Genomic DNA, 25,181 nt, shown 5'->3' with positions numbered 1-25,181 from the left:
TATGTGGGATCTCATCCAGAAAGACCTCATCAGCCAGGGCCTGGTCACCGCATTCGCCGTCGTCGGCGTGGTGATGTGGATCTCCGTGGTGCTCTCCAAACGCCTGACCTTCGGCCGCATCCACGGCTCGGCGATCGCCATCGTCATCGGCCTGGTACTGGCCTGGGTCGGCGGCGTCATGACCGGCGGCCAGAAAGGCCTCGCCGACCTTGCCCTGTTCTCCGGCATTGGCCTGATGGGCGGCGCCATGCTGCGCGACTTCGCCATCGTCGCCACCGCCTTTGAAGTGCAGGCCACCGAAGCCAAAAAGGCCGGCCTGATCGGCGCCTTCTCCCTGTTCCTCGGCACCGTCCTGCCCTTCATCGTCGGCTCCTGCGTGGCCTACGCCTTCGGCTACCGCGACGCCGTCAGCATCACCACAATCGGCGCAGGCGCCGTCACCTACATCGTCGGCCCCGTCACCGGCGCCGCGCTGGGCGCCAGCTCCGACGTCATGGCCCTGTCCATCGCCACCGGCCTCATCAAAGCCATCCTCGTCATGGTCGGCACCCCCATGGCCGCCCGCTGGATGGGCCTGGACAACCCACGCTCCGCCATGGTCTTCGGCGGCCTGGCCGGCACCGTCAGCGGCGTCACCGCAGGCCTCGCCGCCACCGACCGCCGCCTCGTGCCCTACGGCGCACTCACCGCCACCTTCCACACAGGCCTGGGCTGCCTGCTCGGGCCATCGCTGCTGTACTTCATCGTGCGAGGAATCATGGGCTGACCCCAACCCAGAGACCACCACTCCCCGTAGGAGCGCGCTTGCCCGCGATTGCGGCCCACCACCCGCCGCAATCGCCGCGCCATACCCGATTCTCAAGCGCGCCCCTCGCCGTTCATCTTCAACCCGACTTCTTATCCACACCCCGCACCTCACCCAACCCCGCAATAGACGCCTCAACCAACGCCTTGGCCGCCTCGATCTGATGCACCACCGCCCGGGCGAGGGGCCGAAACTCAGGCGTAGAGTTGTCGGCAGATTCATAAGCCGTCGCGGCGGCGCAGTTGAGGTACTCGGAGACCAGCACTAATGCATCCTCGACCAGGATGCCGGACTGCACGTTGAAGAGGCTCCGGCTGCCAAAGTTGACGCCGAAGGGGAGGGATTTGGTGACTGGGGTTTCGGGAGGGTGGGGCGTTGATCTGATCATTTTTGGGTTCCATCCAATTGGAGCCATCACCCTCTGCTGTCAATCAGAAGGTGGCAGCCGTACGCGGGTTGACAGACCAGCAGAACCCACCTGGCGCACACGAGTGTGCCCCACGTACAGCCGCCATGACACATCCAACGGATTGGTGTTAGCGAGCAGTGCGTGTGTGTTCTGAACGGCCTGTCAAAACCGGTCGCCGAATAGCGACGGACCGAAGCCTAAGCCCGGATCCAGAGCACCGCAATGCGCCCGGGAGCATATCCAGAATTTTCAGAAGCGTCCTACAGAGACTGGTTTGTTTTGTGGGGGGATGTGTCGGTTTTGGCTCGGAACCTCCAAAAGTGAGCTGTGCGCGGCTATCCCACAAAACTCTGAACTTCTGAAATGTCCCACAACTTTTTGAGACCTGTCGGGCATCCAGACGACTGATCGATGGGCAGTCTCACGTTCCTGCGAAATCAGCCACAGGAGGCGCCTTCCCTGAAGGTGCCCGTCGTCGTAGGGAAGAGAGTGATTGAAGAAGTTTGCGTTTGTGAGTCCTGCCGCCGAGCGCGAGTACAAGGCACTCCCGGAAGAAATCCAGGACGAATTTGGCAAAGACCTCAGGCGGATTCAGTTTGGTCAGGACCCTGAACTGAGTATAAAGCAGCTCACCGAATCCGTCGGCGCGGGCGCAATCGAATTAATCATCAATGGCAGCCCAGCGTATCGATGCGTCTACATCGCGAAATATGCAGACATGATCGTCGTTCTGCATGCTTTCGTGAAAACAACAAACCGAACCGATCGCCACGCAATGGCCGTGGCGAACGATCGGTTGAAGGAGCTGAAAACCGAACTGCGAAAAATGGGGATCAGCTGCTAGCTGCCGCGACCTTCGTGATCACGATGCGGGGCTCGTCATCACTGGAGGCTGCCATCGTGAAACTGGCCCGAAAGCCCAGCCGATCCAGCATGTCCATCATCGCATCAACGGTAAACTTCTCGATCTTGCCGTTGGCCAACTCTGAAACCCGCGACTGAGTGACGCCCAGCCTGGACGCAGCCTCGCTCTGCTTCAGGCCCATTTTTTTTAGGCAGTTGGTGATGAAAATCGACAGGTCCATTTTCAGGGCCATCTTGCTGGCCGTGTCAGCATCGTGGCTGACGTGGAATGGGCTGTCATGGAATTGGAGTGCCATGGGAGCACCTCTGTGGTGGAAACGATTTATCTAAAATTTACGATAAAGAGGGTACAGGGGCCGAGATGCGTGAGTCAATCGGAGATGGTCAATCGTTAGAGGATCAACAGTCTTTCGCCAAGCGGGGGGGGGGCGAGAGAGTACTGGAGGATTACAAGGAGTTGCTGCGTGAAAGTCGGTTTTCCTAGTCCCTGCGGTTGTGATAGATCGGCTGGCAGTACCAAATAGGAGAAAACTATAACTATATGATTTTTATATGTTTTATTTGTATTTTAACGTTTGCCTATCTCCGAAACTTTCCTTTGGCAGTAGGTCGGATTCGGATGGCCCTAAGGAGAGTCAATCTTAGACCGCTTGCGATGGCGCAACAGTAGAGCAGTACGGCTCTCATCGCATACGTGTCTTTAGGCTCGGGAGTAATGCTCAAACCCTAGGACGTACCTTTTCAAGGATGAAAAATTATGAGACCGGCGTCCCTAGACCTGGCACTGGCTAATTGCTACTGTTCGTTTATCGATGCCCAAATCAAGGAGTGAACATGCCAAGCAAGCGTCCAACCGCTCAATCCCCCAAGCTTACGTTAAAGCTCACCCGCTCTAGGGAAGAGGCTAAGGCCAAGATAGAAGAGCGAATTAAAAAAGGGTTGGAGCTTAAGCAGCGGCAAGTTGACACTCGTGTAGCTTATGAGGCGCTGAGAAATGAATATAGCAAGTGGGATTCTTTCAATGATGAGTTGCTAAAGCAAAGTTTCAATACCGAGGAGATTGCGAAAGAATATAGTTTTTGGGGAGTGGCAGCTCTTTCGTTAACCGAGCCGTCGCTCGGTGAAAAAATTTCCGATACGTATAAGGATATCGACAGGAAGATTCATCGTTTAGATTCGATTTCGGAGCGGCTTGAGCTAATCCCTTTAGATGACAGCATAAAAGATTCAGATCACCACACGGCAAAAGCATTCGACTCTATCAAGGGCAGGTCCAATAAAGTTTTCGTAGTACATGGAAGAGATGAGGTATCAAAGACTAGCTTGGAAGTGTTCTTGCACGAAATAGGTCTCGAGCCAGTTGTATTGCACCGACAGGCTGATGAAGGGCTAACAATCATAGAGAAGTTTGAAAAGCATAGCGATGTTGGATACGCATTTATACTTCTTACTCCTGATGAAATCGCTTATCTAGTTTCCGAAGACACGCTGTCCGACGAAGAGCGAAACAAAGAATACCGTGCACGTCCTAATGTAATATTTGAGTTTGGGTACTTTGTTGGAAAGCTCGGTAGGTCACGTGTATGTTGTCTACATACAGGCCGTACGACGTTACCCAGCGACGTTAGCGGGATGGTGTATAAACGTTTCGATAAAAGCGTCGAAGAAATTGCATACAGTATAATTAAAGACCTAAAAGCTTCGGGTTATACATTGTCATGAGCATGTTAGTAGGTGAAAATAGCATGGACGAGCCAGTATTAAAGATAACTCGAAACCTCAAGGTAGGCGCTTTAGACGCTGAGGCTGATACAGATCTCCTTAATAAATGCTTCATCGACAACGGATATCTTGCACAGATAATGGATGTCGATTCCCCTGCCTCAATAATATTGGGGCGGACTGGCTCAGGAAAAAGTGCGTTGCTTTATAAAGTAGCCAAAACGGCTCAAAAATTCGTAAAGCTGGATCCGAATGATATTTCAGTCCGATTCTTGGAAAGCTCAGACATTATTCAGTTTTTTGATAGTCTCGGTGTCAGTCTCGATTTGTTCTATAGATTGCTCTGGCGTCATGTCCTTACAGTGGAGTTCTTGAAGCTGCGGTACGATATAAAATCGGAAAGCGATAGTCGAAGCTTCATTGATGGTCTGTTTAACACGTTTAGTCGTGATGTGACAAAAAAGAAAGCAGTTGAATATTTCAATGAGTGGGGGAATAAGTTTTGGCTGGACACTGATGAGCATCTCAAGGAGATAACTAGAAAGCTCGAGACTGATACCATAAGCTCAATCGGTCTTAAGTACTCTGGAATAGGATTAAATTCGGCAAGCGTTTCTAGGCTGTCCGATCAGGAGCGTATAGAAGTTTCCCAGCGAGCAAGTCAAGTAGTTAGCGGTCTTCAGATTCGAAAGCTAAACGAAGTTTTAGACCTACTCGCAGAGCATTCATTCTCAGACCCTCAAAAGAAATTTTTTATCCTAATAGATCAGCTTGATGAGGAGTGGGCCGCCACCGAGACGCGTGTGCGATTTATACGGGCTCTAATTGAAGAAATAAAAACGTTTCGAAAAATACGACAGACAAAAATCATTGCCGCATTAAGGAAGGATCTTCTCGACCAGGTTTTTGATAAGACTAGGGACTCTGGATTTCAACAAGAAAAATACGAATCATATCTGATGACACTGAAGTGGTCGGCTGATGATCTTGCCAATCTAATAGAAACGAGACTGAATGAGGTATTCAAGAGTCAATATACAAAGCAGCGAATAAAGTTTACGGATTTGTTTCCGAAACCAAGGAAAGGCGGCGGTCAGACCTCCATGGACTTCATTGTTGAGAGAACTCTCAGGCGTCCAAGGGACGCACTGCAATTCGTCAACGAATGTTTTGCTATTGCCTATGAGCGTGAGAGGATATCTTGGCGCGCAATGCTGGCCGCTGAGTCCCAGTACTCAGAAAAGCGGTTGAAGTCTCTCAAAGAAGAATGGGGTGACGTCTTTCCGAGCTTCGAGGATACGGTGGAAATTCTTCGCAACATTAAGTCAACTTTTACGAGATCCATGATCAAAGATACAACTTTAGAAGATATCATGGTCAACCTTAGTGAGGGAGATTCACGTGACCCGTGCGTGGCTATTGTGCGCAAGTACTACGAAGCTAATAGTGCAGTTAAAGAGTCTGAAATTCAGACAATTATGCTCTCATGCTTGTATCGTGTCGGGGTACTTGGGCTAAAGGTAAGCTCGTCAGACACTTATATCTGGTCGCACGTGGACCAATCCTCAGTCACTAAGGGAGAAATTAAGCGAGCGGAGCATTTCAAAGTTCACAAGATGCTTCATCGTTCTCTCGATATAATTGCAGACCAACATGATATTTTCGATCCTGAAAGCATCGATTAATCCCGCTGGATTGCGATTGCGAGGGGCGCAGCCAAATCTACGAATGAACCTGCGAATAGGAGTACCCGTTGGTTTTATTGTGCTCGGCCAGATCGCGCCTTCACACCTAAGCCATGCCGATCACCTCGTAACCCCGTCTCCGATCTTCGCCCTACGTCATCCCGCCAAGAATGCTGTGTTATCAGGGATCAAGGCCCCTGCGCCCTGTGGAGAATGCCCGCTAACGCGGGACTTGCGGCTCTTTACATACGTGAGCAAGGGTATTTCATGATCTGGTCTCCTGAGCACCGTTACCAGTGGGCGGGTGGAGGCTGCATTGGCTGACGAGACCAGTGCCGCGAGATCCTGAGTCAGGTGCAGTCCGTTCCCTGATCTGCGGCACCATCATCTACATGGTTATTGCTGGTAACATCGGCGTTTGTCACGCCTTTGGTCATGAGGAGGATTGCCGCGAAGCCTTGTGCGATCAGGGCTGTAGCAGTGTTTAAAGTGGTTTTCTCTTAGCAGCACGAACAGACGGGGGAGGCTGCCACTGGGAATGGCCCAATGGACCGGTTTCGGCCCGAAGCGCGTTTCACGACTACGTTTGCGGAAGCCTGTGTCGAACTCGGGAGCCCTCTGCATCACTTTTCCAGTTTTCCGGGAAACCATTTATTGAAAGTGCTTGGTCCCTTATCGATGCTCTATTGATTCAAGCCTGGCCTTTGAGCTTGGCAAGGAGTGCCTGGGGAGTCAGCGCAGGTTTCGCACAGGGAAGCTTCGCAGGCTTGTGCACCGTCCTGGCCTTTGTCAAATTCCGGGCAAAAAAACTCGCCTTTTGCACGCCTGCTAGTAGCAGGACCCCACCCGTTGGGTAGGACGTGTGGCGAGTGTGTTGTGCTCAGGTTGAGGGTGTTTGAAACCGTCAATTGAAAAATTGCGAGCGGTTACGTCTAGCCCAAACAAAAAAGGCCCACCTTTCGGTGAGCCTCTCTCGCTGAATCATGGTGCCGGCACCAGGAGTCGAACCCGGGACCTACTGATTACAAGTCAGTTGCTCTACCAACTGAGCTATACCGGCGTGTGGGCGCTGATTATAGGGATTTGAGCTGTCGAGTAAAGCCTTAATTTCGCTTTTTTTAGGCGGCCTTATGACGGATCGCGATTACCGTTATTCACAACTGATCCATCGGGTGGGGGGCGGGCGGTTGATTTGTGGAAGCGTTCTCATTTGTTCGCAAGCTACTGTTTTTGCGCAAATTTAACAGTTGTTTAAAAAATGACCGATTTGTTAAAACGTTTGCGAGGCAGGTTTTGTCTGCGTTGGCGGGAATTCCATCAACAGAGTTATCCACAGGCTGGGGTGTGGTTTGTGATTCAGTTTCGTTCCGCGAGGATGAGCAGATTTCGTGGCGTGAGCAGGCTGTCGCAGAAGGTGCCGATTCGGACTGTGTAGTCACGTTGTTGCAGGTAGAGGGCGCGGTCGAGGGTGAGCCATAGCTCGAGCGGGCGGCGGAAGAGGTTGCGTAGCAGTTCGAGGTTGCGCACTTCGGCCAAGCGTTGCCAGCCGGCGGCTTCCAGGGCGGGCCAGTCTTGTGGGCCGGGTGGGGGCAGGTGTTTGAGTTCGGCGAGGTCTGTGCAGTAGTCGGCGAAGGGTTTGTCGAGCCAGGCGCTGGGCAGCGATGGCGTGGGCAGATAGTCGTCGATGCCGCGCAGTTGGCGTTGCAATACGTCGAACCCCAGGCGGCGGGCCATGGAGGTGTCGCGCTGGCGGCGGACGCGGGCGCCGGCGGTGACGGTTTCGCTGAGGGGCAGGGCGAGGTCGTCGAGGCTTAGGTGCAGTTCGGACGCCTGGCCGTTTGCGGACAGTGGCTGGTAGTGGTCGCCGGCGATGCGGTTGTAGCAGCAGGGGGCGATGGCCATGTGTTGGCAGTGGGCGTCGCTGGCCAGTTGCATGAGGCGCACGTGGAGGTCGCCGCAGGCGTGGAGGGCGACGGGGGTGTGCTGTGCGGTCAGGCGGGTGGCGGCGTCTTGCGCCATGACGTCTTGGTGCAGGTGCTGGGCGTTGATGCCGAGTTTGTCGCTGAGCTTGCGGCCGGCATCGACCAGGTGCGGATCGTATTCGAGGCAGGTCAGGGCCTGGCCGTCGTGGGCGAGGCGGCGGCCGAGGTGGCCTTTGCCGGAGCACCAGTCGAGCCAGTGGCTGGGGCTGTGGTGGAAGGTGAGGCGGCTGGCGAAGGCTTCGATCTGTTGCCACTTGCGGCCGGGGACGTCGACGCTCATGCGTGGGGATACGTGGGTCAGCGCGGCGTGGGGCAGTGGGTCGATCTGGCTCAGGGTTCTGGATCGCTGTGCGAGCCGGGCGAAGGGCTCGGGGGCGTCGAGGTCTTCGGGGTGGTTGTGGGCGGCTTCGGCTTGTTCGAGGGTGCGGTTGCGCAGCCAGGTGGATAGGTCGGGGTGGAGTGTTTCCCACGGCAGTTGGCGATGGGTGAAGGGGCGTGGACGCCACAGGTGCTGGTGCGCGAGCAGGAAGGCGTCGAGCGCTTGGAAGCGGGGGAGCAGGTCTGTGGGGTGCATGGCCGGGGGCGGTGGTGTTGGGTGTGGGGGGAGTTTAAGGGAGTTGGGGTGTCAGGTGGTGATGGGGTGGGTGGTTTGCTGCCGCTTTGCGGCAGGTCGCGGGCCAGCGCGCTCCTACAGGGTTGCGGTGACACGCTTCTGTAGCAGCATGGCTTGCCAGCGGGGGCGGTCTGGAGGGCGCTCCCGCCGGCAAGCCGTGCTGCTACGGATTGTTGGTCACCTTTTAGCGGCCTTGCAGTGCGTTCACCCGCAGTTTGCGTTCCAGCAGTTTGAAGGCCTGTACCAGTACGAAAGAGATAGTGAGGTAGATCAGGCCGGCCAGGAAGAAGCTTTGCTCGGGCATGTAGGTGCGGGCGTTGATGGTGCGGGCCATGCCGGTGATGTCGAGCAGGGTGACGGTGCTGGCCAGGGCGCTGGCCTTGAGCATCAGGATGACTTCGTTGCTGTACGCCGGCAGGCCGATGCGGGCGGCGCGGGGCAGGATGATGTAGGTCATCGCCTTGGCCCGGGACATGCCCAGTGCGCGGGCCGCTTCGACCTCACCCACCGGCACGGCCTGGATGGCGCCGCGCAGGATTTCGGCGATGTAGGCGGTGGTGTGCAGGGTCATGGTCAATGCCGCGCAGAAGAACGGGTCGCGCAGGTAGGGCCACAGCGGGCCTTGGGTGATGACGTCGAACTGCGCCAGGCCGTAATACACCAGGAACAACTGCACCAGCAGCGGTGTGCCGCGAAAAAAGAAGATGTAGGCGTATGGCAGCGCGCGCACGTAGTTGTTACGGGATGCGCGGGCGATGCCCATAGGGATCGCCAGGATCAGCCCGGCAACCACGGCGATGGCCACCAGCTCCAGCGTCAGGGTTGCACCTTGCAGCAGCTTGGGCATCCATTTGAGGGTGAATTCCCAGGTCATGATGCGCTCCTCGCAAACCCTGTCGATGCACGACGTTCAAGCCACGCCAGGCCGACCATCGACAGTGCGGTCATGGTCAGGTACATCAAGGCCGCGACCATATAGAAGGTGAATGGCTCTTTGGTGCCGGTCACGGCGATCTGCGCGTGGCGCATGACTTCTTCAAGGCCGATCACGGACACCAGCGCGGTGTCTTTCATCAGGATCATGAACAGGTTGCCCAGCCCTGGCAGCGCGATACGCCACATCTGCGGCATGACCAGTTTGATGAAGATACGCGAGCGCGACAGACCCAATGCCAGCCCGGCTTCGCGGTGGCCCTTGGGAATCGACAGCATGGCGCCGCGAAACACTTCGGTGGCATAGGCGCCGAAGCACAGGCCCAGGGCGATGACGCCTGCGGCAAAGGCGCTGAGCGACAGATTGGGAATGCCGAAAATGTGGCCGATGGCGCGCATGGCGTTGACGGTGCCGAAGTAGATCAGCAACACCCAAAGCAGCTCGGGAATGCCGCGCACCAGAGTCGAATAGGTGCCGCCAAGCCATTGCAGGGCACGATTGGACGAGGTTTTCGCCAGCGCGCCGAGCAGGCCGAGAACGAGACCCAGGCACAGGGCCGACAGCGCAAGTTGAATGGTCATCAGCATGCCAGCCGCCAGGGCCGGGCCGAATCCGTGGAGATCGAGGTTCATAACGCTTCTTGGCAGGAGAACCCGCGCCGCGGCTCACTCAGGAGCCGCGGCGCAGGTCGGGCGAATCAGAGGATGCTGAACGGGAAGTACTTGTCGTTGATCTTCTTGTAGGTGCCGTCTTCGATAATTTCCTTCAGCGCAGTGTTCAGGCGCTCGCGCAGTGGGTCGTCCTTGCGCACGGCGATGCCGATCTTGTCGTCGCCGAACATGGGCTCGCCCTTGAATTCATAGTTCTTGCCGGCGTCGCTCTTCAGCCACTCGTAGCTTGCGTATTTGTCACCCAGCAGGGCGTCGAGGCGGCCCGAGGACAGGTCCAGGAAGGCGTTTTCCTGGGAGTCGTAGAGCTTGACGGTCACGTCGTCGCCCCAGTTGTCTTCCAGCCAGGTGCCCGACAGAGTCGCGCGCTGGGCACCGATGGTCTTGCCCTTGAGGGCTTCCTTGATGGCGTCGTTGTTGGCGCCCAGGTTGGTCGACTTCGGTGCGATGAACTGCAGCTTGTTGGAGTAGTACGGGTTGGTGAAGTCCACCGCCTGCTTGCGCTCCTCGGTGATCGACATCGAGGAGATCAGGAAGTCGAACTTCTGCGCGTTCAGGGCCGGGATGATGCCGTCCCAGTCGGAAGTGACGACTTCGCAGGTGACTTTCATCTTGGCGCACAGGGCGTTGCCGATCTCGACGTCGAAGCCCACGACCTGGCCGCTGGCGTCCTTGTTGTTGAACGGCGGGTAGGCGCCTTCGATACCCATTTTCAGGGTTTCTGCGGCAAAGGCGTTGCCAGCCACGGCCAGGGTGGCGACGGCGGCCAGCAGGAAGTGTTTCAGGGTCTGCATCGATGTTGCTCCGTTAGCGATTGCTGGACATGAATTGTTTGCAGCGCGCCGATTGCGGGTCGTCGAAGACCTGTTGCGGCGATCCTTGTTCTTCTACCAGCCCTTGGTGCAGGAAGACCACTTCGCTGGACACCTGCCGGGCAAAATTCATTTCGTGAGTCACCATCAGCATGGTACGGCCTTCTTCGGCCAGGCCACGGATCACGTTGAGCACTTCCTGCACCATCTCCGGGTCGAGCGCGGAGGTTGGCTCGTCGAAGAGAATAACCTTGGGCTGCATCGCCAGGGTGCGGGCAATTGCTGCGCGCTGTTGCTGGCCGCCCGAGAGCTGGTTCGGGTAGGCGTGGCGCTTGTCGGCGATCCCCACCTTGGCCAGCAGCGCCTCGGCGCATTCGATGGCTTCTGCCTTGCTCTGGCCGAGCACGCGGCGTGGCGCCTCGATGATGTTGTCGAGCACGGTCATGTGCGGCCACAGGTTGAAATTCTGAAAGACGAAGCCGATCTCGCTGCGCAGGCGATTGATCTGACGGTTGTCCGCGGCGATCAGTTCACCCTTGCGCGTGGCTTTGAGTCTCAAGGATTCGCCCGCGATGAGGATTTCACCTTTGTGCGGGTTTTCCAGCAGGTTGATGCAGCGCAGCAGCGTGGATTTGCCGGAGCCGGATGAGCCCAGAATCGAAATCACGTCGCCATCGCGCGCGCTCAGCGAAATGCCCTTGAGCACTTCCAGTTCGCCGTAGCGCTTGTGCAGATCGCGGATTTCCAGGGCGGGCGTGGCCTCAGCCATTAAGGGACCTCATGTGTTCGATGTACTTGCCGCGCACGACAAACGGGCTCGCCCTGCGCAAAAAGGGCGCGATGTTGCCAGCTTTACCCGCCGTGGGAAAGGGTATTTCGGCCAACGGAGCGATCAGCGGAAGAATCTGTGCGCCGAATTGGTGCTTTCTGTCGGTTGATGTGTATTTTCGGTGCGGTCGTTCGTCTTTATCGTGTTGCGCTCGGTAACATTTCCTACAGAAATGGCGAAATGCTAGTTCGTTCAGATACTTACCAAATGCCTCTGAAACGCGCATATCCGGGGGCGACGTCGCTGACGAAATATTTTGGCGTAATTCTTGCGTAAAAAATAAATAACAGGGCTGTTGTGATCTTTTTACGAACGATCACGGCCGGTCCTGATCCGTATAAAAATTCTTAAAGGTTGCTTCCATGAGCAGTACCCCAAACTCTTCGAACCTCGACCAGGGGCTCAAATCGCGGCACATCACCATGCTGTCCATTGCGGGTGTGATCGGTGCCGGTCTTTTCGTGGGTTCCGGCCATGCCATCGCGGAAGCGGGCCCGGCTGTTCTGCTGGCTTATGCCGCCGCCGGTACGCTGGTGGTGCTGGTAATGCGCATGCTGGCCGAGATGGCGATTGCATCGCCTGACACCGGCTCGTTCTCGACATACGCCGACCGTGCCATCGGTCACTGGGCCGGTTTCACCATCGGCTGGCTGTACTGGTGGTTCTGGGTGCTGGTGATCCCGCTGGAGGCCAACGCCGCCGCCACCATCCTGCATGCGTGGTTCCCGAACGTGGCGATCTGGGTCTTCACCCTGGTGATTACCCTGCTGCTGACCGCAACCAACCTGTTCAGCGTGAAGAACTACGGCGAGTTCGAGTTCTGGTTCGCGCTGATCAAGGTATTGGCGATCATCGGTTTCGTGATTCTGGGCGTTGCAGCGGTGTTCGGCCTGCTGCCAAACAGCCAGGTCAGCGGCGTGAGCCACCTGTTCGACACCAACGGTTTCCTGCCTAACGGCATGGGCGCAGTGCTGGCAGCGATGCTGACCACCATGTTCTCGTTCATGGGCACCGAGATCGTGACCATCGCAGCGGCGGAATCGAAGAACCCGAGCGAGCAAATCACCAAGGCCACCAACTCGGTGATCTGGCGGATCTGCCTGTTCTATCTGGTCTCGATCTTCCTGGTCGTGGCGCTGGTGCCTTGGAACGACAGTCGTCTGGCTCAGGTCGGTTCCTACCAGACCGTGCTCGACCTGATGGGTATTCCGAACGCCAAGCTGATCGTCGACATCGTGGTGCTGGTCGCGGTCACCAGTTGCCTGAACTCGGCGCTGTACACCGCTTCGCGCATGCTGTTCTCCCTGGGCAAGCGCGGCGATGCACCAGCTGTTTCCCAGCGCACCAGCAAGGCCGGTACCCCGTACTGGGCGGTCATGCTGTCCACCGCAGCGGCCTTCGCTGCCGTGTTTGCCAACTACGTCGCCCCGGCTGCCGTGTTCGACTTCCTGCTGGCCAGCTCCGGCGCCATCGCTCTGCTGGTGTACCTGGTGATTGCCGTCTCGCAACTGCGCATGCGCCGCAAACGTGAGGCCGAAGGCCAGACCATCGCCTTCCGCATGTGGCTGTTCCCGGTCCTGACCTGGGCGGTGATCGTGTTCATCGTTGGCGTGCTGACCATCATGCTGTTCCAGGACGCCCACCGCATGGAAATCATCGCCACGGGCCTGCTGAGCATTCTGGTCGTGGCTGCGGGCCTGATTGTGTCGAACCGCCGCAAGGCCGTGAAGGCCGGGAAGGTTGTGCTGAATTGATGGGTGATTGAGCCCGCGGCATTTCGCGGGCTCGAACCACCCTCTGTAGGAGCGCGCTTGCCCGCGATTGCGTTGTTTCAGATATGGATTTAGCGTCTGACACAACCCGGTCGCGGGCAAGCGCGCTCCTACAGTTTGATGTCAGCGTCCGGTCATGCGTCCCAGCACCGACCGCCCCTGCACCTGGTGCATCACCACTGCCGCCAGATGCAGCGCCACCAACCCCGCCAGAATCGCGCACAGCACGTGATGCAGTTCATGTAGCTGCATGAGCGCGATCTTCGAGTGAATCAGCTGAGGCAGCGGCACAAGCGCCAGCAGCGTGACCGGATGGCTCATCATCAGCACGCCAGTGATCAATACACCTGAAACCGCAGCGTAAATCGCCTTGTGGGCGGCTGAGGCGAGGCGTTCCTGTGTTGTGCTGCTTGCGCGCGAAGGGTGTGCCTTGATGGCCAGCCACAGGCGCCAAGCGAAGAAGGGGATGAAGAGGCTGGTGATCTGCGGATTGAACGACTCGACCCATTGGCGAAACGGATCGTCGGGTTCCAGCAGCGCCACGCCAAACCCGCTGAAGGTTGCCCAGAGGATGATGGCGGCGGACAGCCAGTGCAGCGCGATTCGGGGTTTGGAGTAGCGGCTCGCTTCATCCGGTCGGGGTGAAGGGGAGTGGGGATGTGTCAAAACGGTAGCCTTAGTGAGAAGGAATTGCATTCTCGTAGTGGCGCAAAGCTACCGTTTTGATGCGGGTCATGTAAATCAAAAATCTTTCAGAAGCGACGGTTCGTGTCCCGCGCGTTCTTCTTTTCAAGAATCTGCGACGCTTCGCCGTAGGCTTTCTGGAAGGCATCGCTGCCAATCCATTCCACGGCGGTGTCTTCGTCTTCGTCGTGGAAGATCCCGCGATAAGTAATCAGCAGGCCCATCATGAAATCGGTGGCCGGCTCTTCGTCTTCCTCGGCGATGACCAGTTCCAGCACCGGGTATTGCAGGAACACCACACACATCGCCAGCAGACTGACCGCCTCGCCTTTTTTCATGGCCTCGAACAGGTCGTCGAAGTCGGCAGGGTCGAAGCCGTTCTCTTCGATGTCCTTGAAGTCGAAGGTCGAGAGGTCAATGGCGACGTCGTCGAACGGCTCATCGACAAAGGCGTGATTGAGCACCGGATGGACCGTGCTCGGCTTGCCCTTGCCCGAACGGTTTTGCTTGGCCTTGGCTTTGGCCCGCTGGGCGCGCTTTTGCTGTTTGTCTGGGGAGGCCATGACGGCAGTTCCTTGTCTGGTGCAGCCATTTTCATGGCCCGGGGTTATCGGGCGCATATTGTATTCACTTTCTTCCCGGATAGAGACAGTGATCGGGATCCAGCCAGACTACAAAGAATACGTGATCGACAAAAAAGCCATGGATGCGTCCGTGGAGATTGGCGCTCACGGCAAACTGGAAGGGGGTGCTGCTGCGCAATTGTTCGTTCAGGTGGGCAGGGATGCCGGCGCGAATCGGAGAGTCCGGCTTGGGTAGGCGTCCTGCCCTCATCACTGCTCCTTAGTGTTCGGTGCGCGACATCTCTGTGTAGAAGGCGCAGGTCAGAGCCTTGTCGATAGGTGCAGTGCAGCTGGCATCAAGGGGGAGATTGCCTCGTGCAGCCTTCCAGGGTGTTTCCTGATGGGTCAGTTGCTCCAGCTCGTATGCAGAAAACCCGCCGAACACCTGGTAGACATCGTTCAGAAAGGCTTGCACCTGCGCCGGGAGGTCCGGCTTTTCGGCGTCACAGGGTATGGGGTTCCACTTGTGCACGCTGAACCGGACATAGGTTTCCCGGTGGACCGGGCCATGCACCCATGCCTCGAAAGGTGCACCTATCAGCTCTTCGCCCTCATGCATGACCATGTGCCACGCGTCTGCGTAGAACATCAGTTTCTGCAGTTTCAAGGGGGTCAGCAGATCGCCATGCTCTTTGGCAAACCACAAAAGGTAGTCTGCGACTCCATTTGCTGTGCTGGCAGCCATGAATAGCTTCCTTGGTTGGGATGGCTCGACGTTAGGTTCTGCTTGCATCTGATGTCAATTGATCCTGGTTCGGATTTGAAGGCCAGAGAGCCGGGTCACAGGGCTGGACTATAGGCCAGATGGCGGCGGGCAGGATCGTTTCGCGGGGTGGGCTGAGAAATTCAGACAGGTCTGACGGCAGGGATGGAAGTGGTTACCGCTCCAGCCCAAAGCTTCCTACAAAATTCAGTCCAGAGGGCCAGCTCCGGCATCGGCGGATTCAATTGCCGAATCGCGCCCAATAAAAAACCCCTGAATCTTTCGATGCAGGGGTTTTTCGGTATTTGGTGCCCAGAGACGGAATCGAACCGCCGACACGGGGATTTTCAATCCCCTGCTCTACCGACTGAGCTATCTGGGCAACGGGGCGCATTAAACGTGTTTTTCAGGAGGTCGTCAAGAAAGTTTTTGAAAAAAAATCGAATTATTTCCTTCGCTTACGTTTGACGCCTTCTGAACGGGGTCATTCGGACGGTGGAACGTAGCCTTCGGCCTTGGCGTATTCCTCGCCGGAGAGGTATTTGTCCATCTCGGTCTGGAGGAACTTGCGGTCTTCGGCGTTCATCATGTTCAGGCGGCGCTCGTTGATGAGCAGGGTCTGGTGTTTCTGCCAGTCGGCCCAGGCTTTCTGCGAAACGTGGTTGTAGATGTCTTCGCCCTTGGCGCCCGGATAGGGTGGGCGCTCAAGGCCAGGCAGTTCTTCTTTGTACTTGCGGCACATTACGGTGCGGGTCATGGCGACTCTCCTGCATTCAATACGTCGGCTGCGTTTTGCAGCAGCTTCTTCACCGGGGCGGCCAGCCCCAGGCGCGGCGGGGTGGCGAGGTTATACCAGAGCCAGTCGTCCTCGGCCACGTGATGGGCGGTCTGCTGCACGCGCACAAGCCAGGGCTCGATGGTCAACTGGAAGTGGCTGAAAGTGTGGACCAGTCCAGGCAGCGGCTGATGGCCGGCGACATCCAGTGCGTGCTGGTCGGCCAGGTGCTGCACGTCGCCGAAGTTGTCCAGCTCCGGCAGGCTCCAGAGGCCGCCCCACAGGCCGGTGGAGGGGCGACGGTAAAGCAGGATCTCGCCGTCGCGGTTGGCGAACATTGGCATCAGGGTGCGCTTCTGCGGCACGGCCTTGCGCGGCTTGGGCACCGGGTAGCGGGTTTCCTGGCCGAGCATGTGGGCTTCGCAGCCGCGCTCCAGCGGGCAGAGCAGGCAGCTGGGTTTGCTGCGGGTGCAGAGGGTGGCGCCCAGGTCCATCATCGCTTGAGTGTAGTGATTGACCCGGCTGTGGGGTGTGAACCGCTCGGCGGTCGCCCACATCTGTTTCGCGACCTTGGGCTCGCCCGGATAGCCTTCCTGGGCTGTGAAGCGCGCCAGAACGCGTTTGACGTTGCCATCCAGAATCGGCGCGCGCAGGCCCATGCTGATGCTGGCGATAGCACCAGCAGTGGACAGGCCGATGCCGGGCAGCTCGGTGAGCTTTTCGACGTCACGGGGGAATTCGCCGCCGTGCTCTTCCACGACGATCTTCGCGGCCTTTTGCAGGTTGCGGGCGCGGGTGTAGTAGCCCAGGCCGGTCCACAGGTGCAGCACTTCGTCTTCCGGCGCCTCGGCCAGCGCCCTGACGGTGGGCAGGGCGTCCATGAAGCGGTCGAAATAACCCAGCACGGTGCTGACCTGGGTCTGTTGCAGCATGATTTCCGACACCCAGACACGGTAGGGCGTGATGTCGTGTTGCCAAGGTAGGTCGTGGCGGCCGTGACGGTCGTACCAGTCAAGGACGGCTGTGGAGAACTGCTCGGGTTGCATCGTGGTTCCGGTGTTCAAAGGGTGAGTGCGGCGCCGAGCATCCGTAGCAGCACGGCTTGCCGGCGGGAGCGGTGTGTCAGCCACTGATGAGTTGACTGACACACCGCTCCCGCCGGCAAGCCGTGCTGCTACGGACCTTATCGTGCCCGCAGATGTGTTCCTGCTCAGCGCTTGAACAATCCCTTGAGCGCATCCTTGAGCTCGGGACTGACCTTGTCACCGAGTTTTTCGTCGATCTTGTCGCCAATCCGGTCGCCGGCCATTTTCGCGGCGACCTTGCCCAGGCCTTCGTTGTCCAGGCGGCAGGCCTTGGCGCCCAGTTCAAGTGGGCCGCGGCACAGGACCGGCCATTCGATGCCGACGAAGCGCGGGTTTACCTCGCAGGCCGGGTCCGGCATGTCGCTCTTGTCGCCTTCGATGATGACGCCGATGCGGTAGTTCATGCCCATCACGCGCAGGTCGATGTCGCCATCGCCGTTGACGGTCAGGCCCGGGGTGCGGACTTTCAGGTCCGGGTTGCTGGCCACGCCGTTGCGGAACACCAGGTTGCCGTTGAGCTGCTGGAACGGCGTGTCCTTGCCCCGCGGCTCGCCGCTCAAGGTCTTGCGGTTGAGCGTGGAGATGCCACGGCACAGCTGCTGTTCGAGGTTGGCATTGACCAGCACGCCGTCGTTCAGGGCGAAGCTGGCGGTGCCGTTGAGGCTTTCGACCAGTGCTTTCTGGCTGTTGCCCTTGGCGGTGACGTTGCTGTTGAGGTTCAACAGGCCGCGCAGGGGCGGGGTGGTGCCCTGGCTCTGGATGAAGTGCTCCACCGGCACCTTGGTGATGCGCGTCTGCACGGCCGCCAGCGGCACATCCGGGCGCACGTCGAGGTTGCCTTTGACTTCGAAATTGCCGTTGTAGAGATCGCCGCGCAGGCTGTCCACCGTCACCACGCCATCGAGCGCGGTGGTCTTGAGCACGGCGTTCTGGATCGGCAGTTTTTCGATGGTCAGCTTGCCGAAGTTCAGGTCCGCGTCCACATCCAGTTTGCGCAGGCGCTCGATCGGCAGCAGCCGTGCGTCGCTCCAGGCTTGCTGGGTCGGCTCGTTGGGCAGCGGCGTGGTGCCGGATGCAGCCAGTGCCTGGGCTTCGCCGCTCTGGACTTCGGATTTGCGCGCAGCGCCGGCGGCTTTCGACTGCTCGCTTTGCGGCGGACGATAGCGGTCGGCATTGAAAGTGTCGGCCTTGAGTTGCAGGCGCAGCGACTGTTTGGCGAAGTCTTCCACCGCGACGTGGCCGGTGAAGGTGCTGTCATCGACCTTCAGCGTCAGGTCATCCAGCGACACACTGTTCTGGCTGGCGGCCAGTCGGGTGACCATTTCCAGTTTGGTCAGGCTGCCGTCACCCAGCGCTGGCGCGGGTTGGCCGACGCTGTCGAGGAAATCGCGCAGGTTGAACTGGGCGATGGACAGGCCGCCGCTCAGTTGCGGGGCCTTGTCCAGGTCACGCACGTGCAGCTCGCCGATGGCGCGCAACTGGTTGGCCGAGAGCTTCAGGTTGGTCCACTCGGCAACGTTGGCCGTCATGTCTGCCAGCAACTGGCCCTGGGCCGAGAACGTCAGGGTCTTGCCCTGCAGCGGATCGCCCGCCGCTTCGCCGGAGAGGCGCATGTCATCGAACTGGTAGCGCTTGAGCGCGCGGTCGAAGCGCAGCTTGCCGGTCAATTCGGTCTTGGTGCGCACCACTGGCTGGTTGGTGCTCAGGAATGCGGTCAGCTTGACCGGGATGTCAGTGGCGTTATGCACAGGCCCGGTGCTCAGCTGAATGCTTTCGGCGGTGAATTGCCGGGCTTTCTGCATGTCATTGAAATCGACCCGGGCGTTGTTCACGGTCAGGCTGTCAATGTCCAGTTTGAGCGGCTGCCAGGTTCGTTCCGGCTTGGCGGTATCGGCCGTGCTCTCGGGCGCCGGGGCGGGCGCAGGCTGGGCCGGATCGACCGGTTTGGGCGGCACCTTGCCGATGTCTTCCCAGTTGCCGTGGCCGTTTTCGTCACGGGTCAGGGTCAGGTTCAGGCCTTCGACCCGCACGTCACTCATCTGCACTTCCTTGCGCAGCAAGGGCAGCACGCGCACCGAGAGGCCGAGCATCGTAAGGTCGGCGAACGGTTTGGTCGGCTCGTTCAGCGTGGCGATGCTGGCGTCGTGCAGCTCAAGGCCCAGCCAGGGGAACAGGCTCCAGCCGATGTCGCCGTTGAGGGTCAGCTCGACGTGCGCGCGGTCGCGGGCCAGTTTACGAATCTCGTCTTTGTAGTCGTTGGGATCAAACAGATGGGTCAAGGCAAAGCCGAGAGCCACGATGATCAGCAACAGCCCGAGAATGAATAGTCCCAGGATTTTGCCGAACGCTTTCATGGGCGAGTCCTTGTAATCGTGTCGTTCAAAATTTAGCCCGCGAGTATAGCGTTCTCACGCAGGCGCCGGGCCTTGATCGGCCTTGCGCGGTTGCAGGGGAATGTACGCAGAAAATCCGACAGCGGGGAAGTGCACTGATTCCGGCGCACTATGCTGTGGGTAGCAGCATGGCTTGCCGGCGGGTGGCGTCCCCCAGAGCGCTCCCGCCGGCAAGCCGTGCTGCTACGTGCCGGTGATTCCACCCAATTGTAGAGGGCGGTCGGCTTGAGCGATGACGAACGGCATAAAAAAGGTAGTGGCTAATTGATTTATGTCACCTGTGCGGTGGTAATCTCTCGCCCGTCGCAGCGCCCGCTGCGTCGAATTGTCACGTAATGAGGCTTTCTGCCGATAAAACTCCCGATGCTTGCGGCGTCAAGAGGGGTGGTAGATGCATTGCCGGAGTTCTTGCGTGGCACAACTAAAAATGGGGGCAAAACAATGAGTTCAAATGCTGCTCTGGGTGCATCCAACGCCCAGCCTGCGTTCTTGTCCAAAGAACGTATCATTGCCAAAAGCGGGTTCAACCGCTGGATGGTTCCGCCGGCTGCGCTGGCAATTCACCTGTGTATCGGCATGGCCTACGGCTTCTCGGTGTTCTGGTTGCCGCTGTCCAAGGCAATCGGCATCAAGACGGCTGTCGCCTGCGCGCCGGACATGGGCTTCTTCGAGCAGATCTTCTCGTCCAGCTGTGACTGGCCGATCTCGATGCTCGGCTGGATCTACACCCTGTTCTTCATCTTCCTGGGCTGCTCGGCAGCGATCTGGGGTGGCTGGCTGGAACACGCAGGCCCGCGCAAGGCCGGTGTCGTCTCGGCGCTGTGCTGGTGTGGCGGTCTGCTGATCTCGGCGCTGGGTGTCTATACCCACCAGATCTGGCTGATGTGGATCGGTTCGGGCGTGATCGGCGGTATCGGTCTGGGCCTGGGCTACATTTCGCCGGTCTCGACCCTGATCAAGTGGTTCCCGGATAAACGCGGGATGGCCACCGGTATGGCGATCATGGGCTTCGGCGGCGGCGCGATGGTGGGTGCTCCACTGGCGACCGCTCTGATGAGCCACTTCGCGACCCCGGAAAGCGTCGGCGTATGGCAGAGCTTCGTGGCCATGGCTGCGATCTACTTCGTCTTCATGATCGGCGGCGCCCTGCTGTACCGCGTTCCACCGACCGGCTGGAAGCCTGAAGGCTGGACCGCTCCGGCGAAGAAAGCCAACAACTCCATGGTCACCAGCCGTCACGTGCACGTGAGCGTGGCCTGGAAGACTCCGCAGTTCCGTCTGGTGTGGCTGGTACTGTGCCTGAACGTTTCGGCGGGTATCGGCATCCTCGGCATGGCTTCGCCACTGTTGCAGGAAGTGTTCGGCGGCAAGCTGCTGGGCACCGATCAGGCTTTCGGTCAACTGGACGCCTCGCAACTGGCGGCCATCGCGGCCATCGCTGCGGGCTTCACCGGTCTGTTGAGCCTGTTCAACATTGGCGGTCGTTTCTTCTGGGCGTCGTTCTCCGACTACATCGGCCGCAAGACCACCTACTTCGTGTTCTTCGCCCTGGGCTTCCTGCTCTACGCCTCGGTACCGACCCTGAGCCACATCGGCAGCGTCGCGCTGTTCGTGGCGGCGTTCTGTGTGGTGCTGTCGATGTACGGCGGTGGTTTCGCGACCGTTCCGGCTTACCTGGCTGACCTGTTCGGTACGCAAATGGTTGGCGCGATCCACGGTCGCCTGCTGACTGCCTGGGCAGCCGCTGGAGTGCTGGGTCCGGTGCTGGTGAACTACCTGCGTGAGTATCAGCTGAGCCACGGCGTGGCCCGTGCCGATGCCTACGACATCACCCTGTACATCCTGGCCGGCCTGCTGGTGCTGGGTTTCATCTGCAACATGCTGGTGCGTCCGGTGGCGGACAAGTACTTCATGAGCGAAGAGCAATTGAAGGCTGAACAGGCCATCGGCCACGACGCAGGCGCTGACCACACCACTTCGCTGGAATGGAAAGCCGACGCTAGCACCAAGCCACTGGCCGTTCTGGCCTGGCTGGCAGTGGGCATCCCCCTGGCGTGGGGCGTGTGGATCACTCTGCAGAAGACTGCGGTGTTGTTCCACTAAGCCGGTGGTTTCGGCTTGCTTGCGGTAGCGGTTGCAAGATCGCTCCCGCGGGCAAGCCGTGCTGCTACGGGGTGGCTAACCCCTGACCTGTAGGAGTGAGCTTGCTCGCGATAGCGTCGTGTCAGAGATGAACATGCTCGATGACACACCGCAATCGCGAGCAAGCTCACTCCTACAGGTTGTTTGTACAGACATGTATATCTTCGTAACGCGCTGATTCTCTCCGTCGCCCATAACACGCTTCGTGTTTCTGTTTCCCCTCCACACGCCTATAATGTCCGCCTTTTCGCCCAATGATTTTGCGGAGCTGGTGATGGCCGAACGTAAGGCGTTCGTCGAGCGCGACACCCTGGAGACCCAGGTCAAAGCCTCGATCAACCTGGATGGCACCGGAAAGGCCCGATTCAATATCGGTGTGCCTTTTCTTGAACACATGCTCGACCAGATCGCCCGTCACGGGTTGATCGACATCGAACTCGATTGCAAAGGCGACCTTGAAATCGACGACCACCACACCGTGGAAGACGTCGGTATCACGCTGGGCCAGGCGTTCAGCAAGGCCATCGGCGACAAGAAAGGCATCCGTCGCTACGGCCACGCCTATGTGCCGCTCGATGAAGCGCTGTCACGCGTGGTGATCGACTTCTCCGGCCGTCCGGGCCTGCAGATGCACGTGCCGTACACCCGCGCCACCGTGGGCGGCTTCGACGTGGACCTGTTCCAGGAGTTCTTCCAGGGCTTCGTCAACCACGCCAACGTCACCCTGCACATCGACAACCTGCGCGGCCACAACACCCACCACCAGATCGAAACCGTGTTCAAGGCGTTCGGTCGCGCGCTGCGCATGGCCGTCGAGCTCGACGACCGCATGGCAGGCCAAATGCCTTCGACCAAGGGCGTGCTGTAATGCAGACGGTTGCAGTTATCGACTACGGCATGGGTAATCTGCACTCGGTGGCCAAGGCCCTGGAGCACGTGGGCGCTGGCCGTGTGCTGATCACCAGCGACGCCGACGTGATCCGTGAAGCCGACCGCATCGTGTTTCCGGGTGTGGGCGCGATCCGCGACTGCATGGCTGAAATCCGCCGTCTGGGCTTCGATGACCTGGTGCGCGAAGTCAGCCAGGACCGTCCGTTTCTCGGCATCTGCGTCGGCATGCAGGCGCTGATGGACCGCAGCGAAGAGAACGACGGCGTCGATTGCATCGGCCTGTTCCCGGGCCAGGTGCGTTTCTTCGGCAAGGATCTGCACGAAGACGGCCAGCACCTGAAAGTCCCGCACATGGGCTGGAACGAAGTGACACAGGCAGTGGATCACCCGCTGTGGCACGGCATTCCTGACAAGGCGCGGTTCTATTTCGTACATAGCTACTACATCGAATCGCCGAACCCGCGTCAGATCGTCGGACGTGGCCACTACGGTCGCGACTTCGCCGCCGCACTGGCCGACGGCTCGCGCTTTGCGGTGCAGTTCCACCCCGAGAAGAGCCATACCCATGGCCTGCAATTGCTGCAGAACTTCGCCGCGTGGGACGGTCGCTGGTAATGAGCAAGAAGAACAAGCCGCCGATCCTGACCCTCACTCCCGAACAGGAGAGCGAGGCGTGCCACAAGATCAAGCGGTTCATGGAGGATCGCTTCGAGCTGGACCTGGGTTCGTTCGAAGCGGCCGAAATCCTTGAATTGTTCACTCGCGAAATTGCCCCGCACTATTACAACCGAGCGATCTTCGATGTTCAGGCGCACTTGAAAGAGCGGTTCGAAAGCATCGAAAGCGACGTTTGGGCGCTCGAGAAAAATTAAAGGCAGCGACAAGCTTCAAGCTTAAAGCTGCAAGACTGATTTACGCGTGCCTGCTTGCAGCTTACGGCTTGCAGCTTGCAGCTCTTTTGACAAAGGAAAAAGCATGCTGATTATCCCCGCTATCGACCTTAAAGACGGTGCCTGCGTGCGCCTGCGCCAGGGCCGCATGGAAGATTCCACGGTGTTCTCCGATGACCCTGTCAGCATGGCTGCCAAGTGGGTCGACGGTGGCTGCCGCCGTCTGCATCTGGTCGACCTGAACGGCGCGTTCGAAGGTCAGCCGGTCAACGGTGAGGTGGTCACGGCCATCGCCAGGCGTTACCCGAACCTGCCGATCCAGATCGGCGGCGGCATTCGTTCGCTGGAAACCATCGAGCACTACGTCAAGGCGGGCGTGAGCTACGTCATCATCGGCACCAAGGCGGTCAAGGAACCTGAGTTCGTCGCCGAAGCCTGCCGCGCATTCCCGGGCAAGGTCATCGTCGGCCTGGACGCCAAGGACGGTTTCGTTGCCACCGACGGCTGGGCTGAAGTCAGCTCGGTTCAGGTGATCGATCTGGCCAAGCGTTTCGAAGCCGACGGCGTCTCGGCCATCGTCTACACCGACATCGCCAAAGACGGCATGATGCAAGGCTGCAACGTGCCGTTCACCGCAGCCTTGGCAGCGTCGACCAGGATCCCGGTGATCGCTTCGGGCGGCATCCACAACCTGGGTGACATCAAGGCGCTGCTGGACGCCAAGGCACCGGGCATCATCGGCGCGATCACCGGCCGTGCGATCTACGAAGGCACGCTGGACGTCGCCGAAGCTCAGGCGTTCTGCGATTCATACAAGGCCTGAAGCCATGCCCCCTGTGGGAGCGAGCTTGCTCGCGAATGCTGAGATACAGACGCTCAATAGGTGTCGACCTCACTGGCCTCTTCGCGGGCGAGCCCGCTCCCACAGGTCACCAACCGTTTTCGGAGAATAGACTCATGGCGCTGGCCAAACGCATCATCCCTTGCCTGGACGTCGACAACGGTCGCGTGGTCAAGGGTGTGAAGTTCGAGAATATCCGCGATGCCGGTGATCCGGTCGAGATCGCCCGTCGTTACGATGAGCAGGGTGCCGACGAGATTACCTTTCTCGACATCACCGCCAGCGTCGATGGCCGCGACACCACGCTGCACACCGTCGAGCGCATGGCCAGCCAGGTGTTCATCCCGCTGACCGTGGGTGGCGGCGTGCGTACCGTGCAGGACATCCGCAACCTGCTCAACGCCGGTGCCGACAAGGTCTCGATCAACACCGCTGCAGTGTTCAACCCCGAGTTCGTGGGTGAGGCGGCGGCGCGTTTCGGTTCGCAGTGCATCGTCGTGGCCATCGACGCCAAGAAGGTGTCTGGCCCTGGCGAAACCCCGCGCTGGGAAATCTTCACCCATGGCGGGCGCAAGCCGACCGGTCTGGATGCGGTGGAGTGGGCCAAGAAGATGGAAGGCCTGGGCGCTGGCGAGATCCTGCTGACCAGCATGGACCAGGACGGCATGAAGAACGGCTTCGACCTGGGCGTGACCCGTGCAATCAGCGACGCGCTGGGCATCCCGGTAATCGCTTCGGGTGGCGTGGGCAACCTGCAGCATCTGGCTGACGGCGTCATCGAAGGCCACGCCAGCGCTGTGCTGGCTGCGAGCATTTTCCACTTCGGCGAGTACACCGTTCCCGAGGCCAAGGCGTTCATGGCCAAACAAGGCATCGTCGTCCGCTGATACTGAGCTGAAACACAAAACCTGTGGGAGCGAGCTTGCTCGCGAAGGCGATGGTATGAGCAATGATTATGTGTCGTTCATGCCGACCTCTTCGCGAGCAAGCTCGCTCCCACAGGTTTAGTTGGTTCTGAAAGCGACCCCACCGACGCCCGACTGGACATTGCACCGTCTT

25 protein-coding genes and 2 tRNA genes are annotated in these 25,181 nt (G+C 58.8%); 11 read left to right on the top strand and 16 right to left on the bottom strand.

All coding sequences use genetic code 11. From position 1 onward, the window contains the following. Nucleotide 1: 1 nt before the first annotated feature. The gene (gene madM / locus NPS29_RS13765; protein ID WP_274133219.1) at nt 2-766 is read left to right on the top strand and encodes a malonate transporter subunit MadM; all 765 of its coding nucleotides are present in this window, start codon (nt 2-4) and stop codon (nt 764-766) included. Nucleotides 767-884: 118 nt separating this feature from the next. Here madM and NPS29_RS13760 read toward each other — a convergent pair whose 3' ends face one another. Continuing rightward, the gene (locus NPS29_RS13760) at nt 885-1,193 is read right to left on the bottom strand and encodes a DUF6124 family protein (RefSeq protein ID WP_274133218.1); all 309 of its coding nucleotides are present in this window, start codon (nt 1,191-1,193) and stop codon (nt 885-887) included. 514 nt (nt 1,194-1,707) lie between these two features. Here NPS29_RS13760 and NPS29_RS13755 point away from each other — a divergent pair. Then, nucleotides 1,708-2,058, top strand: coding sequence for a type II toxin-antitoxin system RelE/ParE family toxin (locus NPS29_RS13755; protein ID WP_274133217.1), 351 nt, complete (start codon nt 1,708-1,710; stop codon nt 2,056-2,058). Here the strand turns inward: NPS29_RS13755 and NPS29_RS13750 are convergent. Then, nucleotides 2,048-2,374, bottom strand: coding sequence for a helix-turn-helix domain-containing protein (locus NPS29_RS13750; protein ID WP_274133216.1), 327 nt, complete (start codon nt 2,372-2,374; stop codon nt 2,048-2,050). The genes NPS29_RS13755 and NPS29_RS13750 overlap by 11 nt on opposite strands. 538 nt (nt 2,375-2,912) lie before the next feature. On the opposite strand from NPS29_RS13750, the gene NPS29_RS13745 reads away from it, so the two are divergent. Further along, the gene (locus NPS29_RS13745) at nt 2,913-3,800 is read left to right on the top strand and encodes a nucleotide-binding protein (protein WP_274133215.1); all 888 of its coding nucleotides are present in this window, start codon (nt 2,913-2,915) and stop codon (nt 3,798-3,800) included. Nucleotides 3,801-3,823: 23 nt separating this feature from the next. Then, entirely contained in the window at nt 3,824-5,485 is a 1,662-nt protein-coding gene (locus tag NPS29_RS13740) for a P-loop ATPase, Sll1717 family (protein WP_274133214.1), read from the top strand. A 984-nt stretch (nt 5,486-6,469) separates the two neighbouring features. On the opposite strand, the gene NPS29_RS13735 is transcribed toward NPS29_RS13740, so the two are convergent. From NPS29_RS13735 to NPS29_RS13710, 6 genes are all read right to left on the bottom strand, one after another. After that, a tRNA-Thr gene (locus tag NPS29_RS13735) sits at nt 6,470-6,545 on the bottom strand. Between the two features lie 296 nt (nt 6,546-6,841). Beyond that, on the bottom strand, nt 6,842-8,041 hold the full coding sequence (locus tag NPS29_RS13730) for a methyltransferase (RefSeq protein WP_274133213.1): 1,200 nt from the start codon (nt 8,039-8,041) through the stop codon (nt 6,842-6,844). Between the two features lie 223 nt (nt 8,042-8,264). Beyond that, complete coding sequence (locus NPS29_RS13725; RefSeq protein WP_274133199.1) at nt 8,265-8,954, bottom strand: ABC transporter permease; 690 nt, start codon at nt 8,952-8,954, stop codon at nt 8,265-8,267. After that, entirely contained in the window at nt 8,951-9,646 is a 696-nt protein-coding gene (locus tag NPS29_RS13720) for an ABC transporter permease (RefSeq protein WP_274133197.1), read from the bottom strand. The genes NPS29_RS13725 and NPS29_RS13720 overlap by 4 nt, the downstream gene beginning before the upstream one ends. Before the next feature lie 65 nt (nt 9,647-9,711). Next, a complete protein-coding gene (locus NPS29_RS13715) occupies nt 9,712-10,476 on the bottom strand; it encodes an ABC transporter substrate-binding protein (protein ID WP_274133195.1) in 765 nt (254 codons plus the stop codon). A gap of 13 nt (nt 10,477-10,489) precedes the next feature. After that, the gene (locus NPS29_RS13710; protein ID WP_274133193.1) at nt 10,490-11,263 is read right to left on the bottom strand and encodes an ABC transporter ATP-binding protein; all 774 of its coding nucleotides are present in this window, start codon (nt 11,261-11,263) and stop codon (nt 10,490-10,492) included. Nucleotides 11,264-11,685: 422 nt separating this feature from the next. Here NPS29_RS13710 and gabP point away from each other — a divergent pair, with 422 nt between their 5' ends. Further along, nucleotides 11,686-13,077, top strand: a complete 1,392-nt coding sequence (gabP, locus tag NPS29_RS13705; RefSeq protein WP_274133192.1) for a GABA permease — start codon at nt 11,686-11,688, stop codon at nt 13,075-13,077. A gap of 141 nt (nt 13,078-13,218) precedes the next feature. On the opposite strand, the gene NPS29_RS13700 is transcribed toward gabP, so the two are convergent. The 8 genes from NPS29_RS13700 to NPS29_RS13665 all read right to left on the bottom strand — a co-directional run bounded on the left by NPS29_RS13700 (nt 13,219) and on the right by NPS29_RS13665 (nt 19,319). Beyond that, nucleotides 13,219-13,791, bottom strand: coding sequence for a cytochrome b (locus NPS29_RS13700; protein WP_274133191.1), 573 nt, complete (start codon nt 13,789-13,791; stop codon nt 13,219-13,221). 56 nt (nt 13,792-13,847) lie between these two features. Further along, nucleotides 13,848-14,342 carry a hypothetical protein gene (locus tag NPS29_RS13695; RefSeq protein ID WP_274133190.1) on the bottom strand — a complete coding sequence of 165 codons (495 nt, stop codon included), beginning with the start codon at nt 14,340-14,342 and terminating at the stop codon, nt 13,848-13,850. Between the two features lie 64 nt (nt 14,343-14,406). Further along, complete coding sequence (locus NPS29_RS13690) at nt 14,407-14,613, bottom strand: hypothetical protein (RefSeq protein WP_274133189.1); 207 nt, start codon at nt 14,611-14,613, stop codon at nt 14,407-14,409. Nucleotides 14,614-14,622: 9 nt separating this feature from the next. Then, nucleotides 14,623-15,087, bottom strand: a complete 465-nt coding sequence (locus tag NPS29_RS13685) for a Panacea domain-containing protein (RefSeq protein WP_274133188.1) — start codon at nt 15,085-15,087, stop codon at nt 14,623-14,625. 324 nt (nt 15,088-15,411) lie between these two features. After that, nucleotides 15,412-15,487 (bottom strand) — tRNA-Phe (locus NPS29_RS13680). 102 nt (nt 15,488-15,589) lie between these two features. Further along, nucleotides 15,590-15,862: an oxidative damage protection protein gene (locus NPS29_RS13675; RefSeq protein WP_166594215.1), complete on the bottom strand. Its 273-nt coding sequence runs from the start codon at nt 15,860-15,862 to the stop codon at nt 15,590-15,592. Further along, nucleotides 15,859-16,926: an A/G-specific adenine glycosylase gene (mutY, locus tag NPS29_RS13670; RefSeq protein ID WP_274133187.1), complete on the bottom strand. Its 1,068-nt coding sequence runs from the start codon at nt 16,924-16,926 to the stop codon at nt 15,859-15,861. Before mutY ends, NPS29_RS13675 begins: the two co-directional genes overlap by 4 nt. 164 nt (nt 16,927-17,090) lie before the next feature. Beyond that, nucleotides 17,091-19,319: an AsmA family protein gene (locus NPS29_RS13665; RefSeq protein WP_274133186.1), complete on the bottom strand. Its 2,229-nt coding sequence runs from the start codon at nt 19,317-19,319 to the stop codon at nt 17,091-17,093. A gap of 480 nt (nt 19,320-19,799) precedes the next feature. Between NPS29_RS13665 and NPS29_RS13660 the strand changes: the two genes are divergently transcribed. The 6 genes from NPS29_RS13660 to hisF all read left to right on the top strand — a co-directional run bounded on the left by NPS29_RS13660 (nt 19,800) and on the right by hisF (nt 25,009). Beyond that, nucleotides 19,800-21,461: an OFA family MFS transporter gene (locus tag NPS29_RS13660; RefSeq protein WP_274133185.1), complete on the top strand. Its 1,662-nt coding sequence runs from the start codon at nt 19,800-19,802 to the stop codon at nt 21,459-21,461. Between the two features lie 313 nt (nt 21,462-21,774). After that, nucleotides 21,775-22,368 carry an imidazoleglycerol-phosphate dehydratase HisB gene (hisB, locus tag NPS29_RS13655; RefSeq protein ID WP_081563617.1) on the top strand — a complete coding sequence of 198 codons (594 nt, stop codon included), beginning with the start codon at nt 21,775-21,777 and terminating at the stop codon, nt 22,366-22,368. Beyond that, the gene (hisH, locus tag NPS29_RS13650; protein WP_274133184.1) at nt 22,368-23,006 is read left to right on the top strand and encodes an imidazole glycerol phosphate synthase subunit HisH; all 639 of its coding nucleotides are present in this window, start codon (nt 22,368-22,370) and stop codon (nt 23,004-23,006) included. The genes hisB and hisH overlap by 1 nt, the downstream gene beginning before the upstream one ends. Continuing rightward, nucleotides 23,006-23,263 (top strand): DUF2164 domain-containing protein, encoded by a 258-nt coding sequence (locus NPS29_RS13645; protein ID WP_081563619.1) that lies wholly within the window; start codon nt 23,006-23,008, stop codon nt 23,261-23,263. Before hisH ends, NPS29_RS13645 begins: the two co-directional genes overlap by 1 nt. 103 nt (nt 23,264-23,366) lie before the next feature. Beyond that, nucleotides 23,367-24,104 (top strand): 1-(5-phosphoribosyl)-5-[(5-phosphoribosylamino)methylideneamino]imidazole-4-carboxamide isomerase, encoded by a 738-nt coding sequence (gene hisA, locus NPS29_RS13640; protein WP_274133183.1) that lies wholly within the window; start codon nt 23,367-23,369, stop codon nt 24,102-24,104. A gap of 134 nt (nt 24,105-24,238) precedes the next feature. Beyond that, entirely contained in the window at nt 24,239-25,009 is a 771-nt protein-coding gene (hisF, locus tag NPS29_RS13635) for an imidazole glycerol phosphate synthase subunit HisF (protein ID WP_274133182.1), read from the top strand. Nucleotides 25,010-25,181 lie beyond the last annotated feature (172 nt).

Origin of the sequence: Pseudomonas putida (assembly GCF_028682175.1) — a bacterium.
In the GTDB taxonomy this organism is placed as follows: Bacteria; Pseudomonadota; Gammaproteobacteria; order Pseudomonadales; family Pseudomonadaceae; genus Aquipseudomonas; species Aquipseudomonas putida_AD.
The sequence above is the reverse complement of the archived record's forward strand: the minus strand, read 5'-3'. Positions and strand labels throughout refer to the sequence as shown.

Excerpts from the sequence above, each read along its gene's own strand:
- madM (WP_274133219.1), top strand. The coding sequence starts at position 2 with ATGTGGGATCTCATCCAGAAAGACCTCATCAGCCAGGGCCTGGTCACC.
- NPS29_RS13760 (WP_274133218.1), bottom strand. The coding sequence starts at position 1,193 with ATGATCAGATCAACGCCCCACCCTCCCGAAACCCCAGTCACCAAATCC.
- NPS29_RS13750 (WP_274133216.1), bottom strand. The coding sequence starts at position 2,374 with ATGGCACTCCAATTCCATGACAGCCCATTCCACGTCAGCCACGATGCT.
- NPS29_RS13745 (WP_274133215.1), top strand. The coding sequence starts at position 2,913 with ATGCCAAGCAAGCGTCCAACCGCTCAATCCCCCAAGCTTACGTTAAAG.
- NPS29_RS13740 (WP_274133214.1), top strand. The coding sequence starts at position 3,824 with ATGGACGAGCCAGTATTAAAGATAACTCGAAACCTCAAGGTAGGCGCT.
- NPS29_RS13730 (WP_274133213.1), bottom strand. The coding sequence starts at position 8,041 with ATGCACCCCACAGACCTGCTCCCCCGCTTCCAAGCGCTCGACGCCTTC.
- NPS29_RS13725 (WP_274133199.1), bottom strand. The coding sequence starts at position 8,954 with ATGACCTGGGAATTCACCCTCAAATGGATGCCCAAGCTGCTGCAAGGT.
- NPS29_RS13720 (WP_274133197.1), bottom strand. The coding sequence starts at position 9,646 with ATGAACCTCGATCTCCACGGATTCGGCCCGGCCCTGGCGGCTGGCATG.
- NPS29_RS13715 (WP_274133195.1), bottom strand. The coding sequence starts at position 10,476 with ATGCAGACCCTGAAACACTTCCTGCTGGCCGCCGTCGCCACCCTGGCC.
- NPS29_RS13710 (WP_274133193.1), bottom strand. The coding sequence starts at position 11,263 with ATGGCTGAGGCCACGCCCGCCCTGGAAATCCGCGATCTGCACAAGCGC.
- gabP (WP_274133192.1), top strand. The coding sequence starts at position 11,686 with ATGAGCAGTACCCCAAACTCTTCGAACCTCGACCAGGGGCTCAAATCG.
- NPS29_RS13700 (WP_274133191.1), bottom strand. The coding sequence starts at position 13,791 with ATGCAATTCCTTCTCACTAAGGCTACCGTTTTGACACATCCCCACTCC.
- NPS29_RS13695 (WP_274133190.1), bottom strand. The coding sequence starts at position 14,342 with ATGGCCTCCCCAGACAAACAGCAAAAGCGCGCCCAGCGGGCCAAAGCC.
- NPS29_RS13690 (WP_274133189.1), bottom strand. The coding sequence starts at position 14,613 with ATGAGGGCAGGACGCCTACCCAAGCCGGACTCTCCGATTCGCGCCGGC.
- NPS29_RS13685 (WP_274133188.1), bottom strand. The coding sequence starts at position 15,087 with ATGGCTGCCAGCACAGCAAATGGAGTCGCAGACTACCTTTTGTGGTTT.
- NPS29_RS13675 (WP_166594215.1), bottom strand. The coding sequence starts at position 15,862 with ATGACCCGCACCGTAATGTGCCGCAAGTACAAAGAAGAACTGCCTGGC.
- mutY (WP_274133187.1), bottom strand. The coding sequence starts at position 16,926 with ATGCAACCCGAGCAGTTCTCCACAGCCGTCCTTGACTGGTACGACCGT.
- NPS29_RS13665 (WP_274133186.1), bottom strand. The coding sequence starts at position 19,319 with ATGAAAGCGTTCGGCAAAATCCTGGGACTATTCATTCTCGGGCTGTTG.
- NPS29_RS13660 (WP_274133185.1), top strand. The coding sequence starts at position 19,800 with ATGAGTTCAAATGCTGCTCTGGGTGCATCCAACGCCCAGCCTGCGTTC.
- hisB (WP_081563617.1), top strand. The coding sequence starts at position 21,775 with ATGGCCGAACGTAAGGCGTTCGTCGAGCGCGACACCCTGGAGACCCAG.
- hisH (WP_274133184.1), top strand. The coding sequence starts at position 22,368 with ATGCAGACGGTTGCAGTTATCGACTACGGCATGGGTAATCTGCACTCG.
- NPS29_RS13645 (WP_081563619.1), top strand. The coding sequence starts at position 23,006 with ATGAGCAAGAAGAACAAGCCGCCGATCCTGACCCTCACTCCCGAACAG.
- hisA (WP_274133183.1), top strand. The coding sequence starts at position 23,367 with ATGCTGATTATCCCCGCTATCGACCTTAAAGACGGTGCCTGCGTGCGC.
- hisF (WP_274133182.1), top strand. The coding sequence starts at position 24,239 with ATGGCGCTGGCCAAACGCATCATCCCTTGCCTGGACGTCGACAACGGT.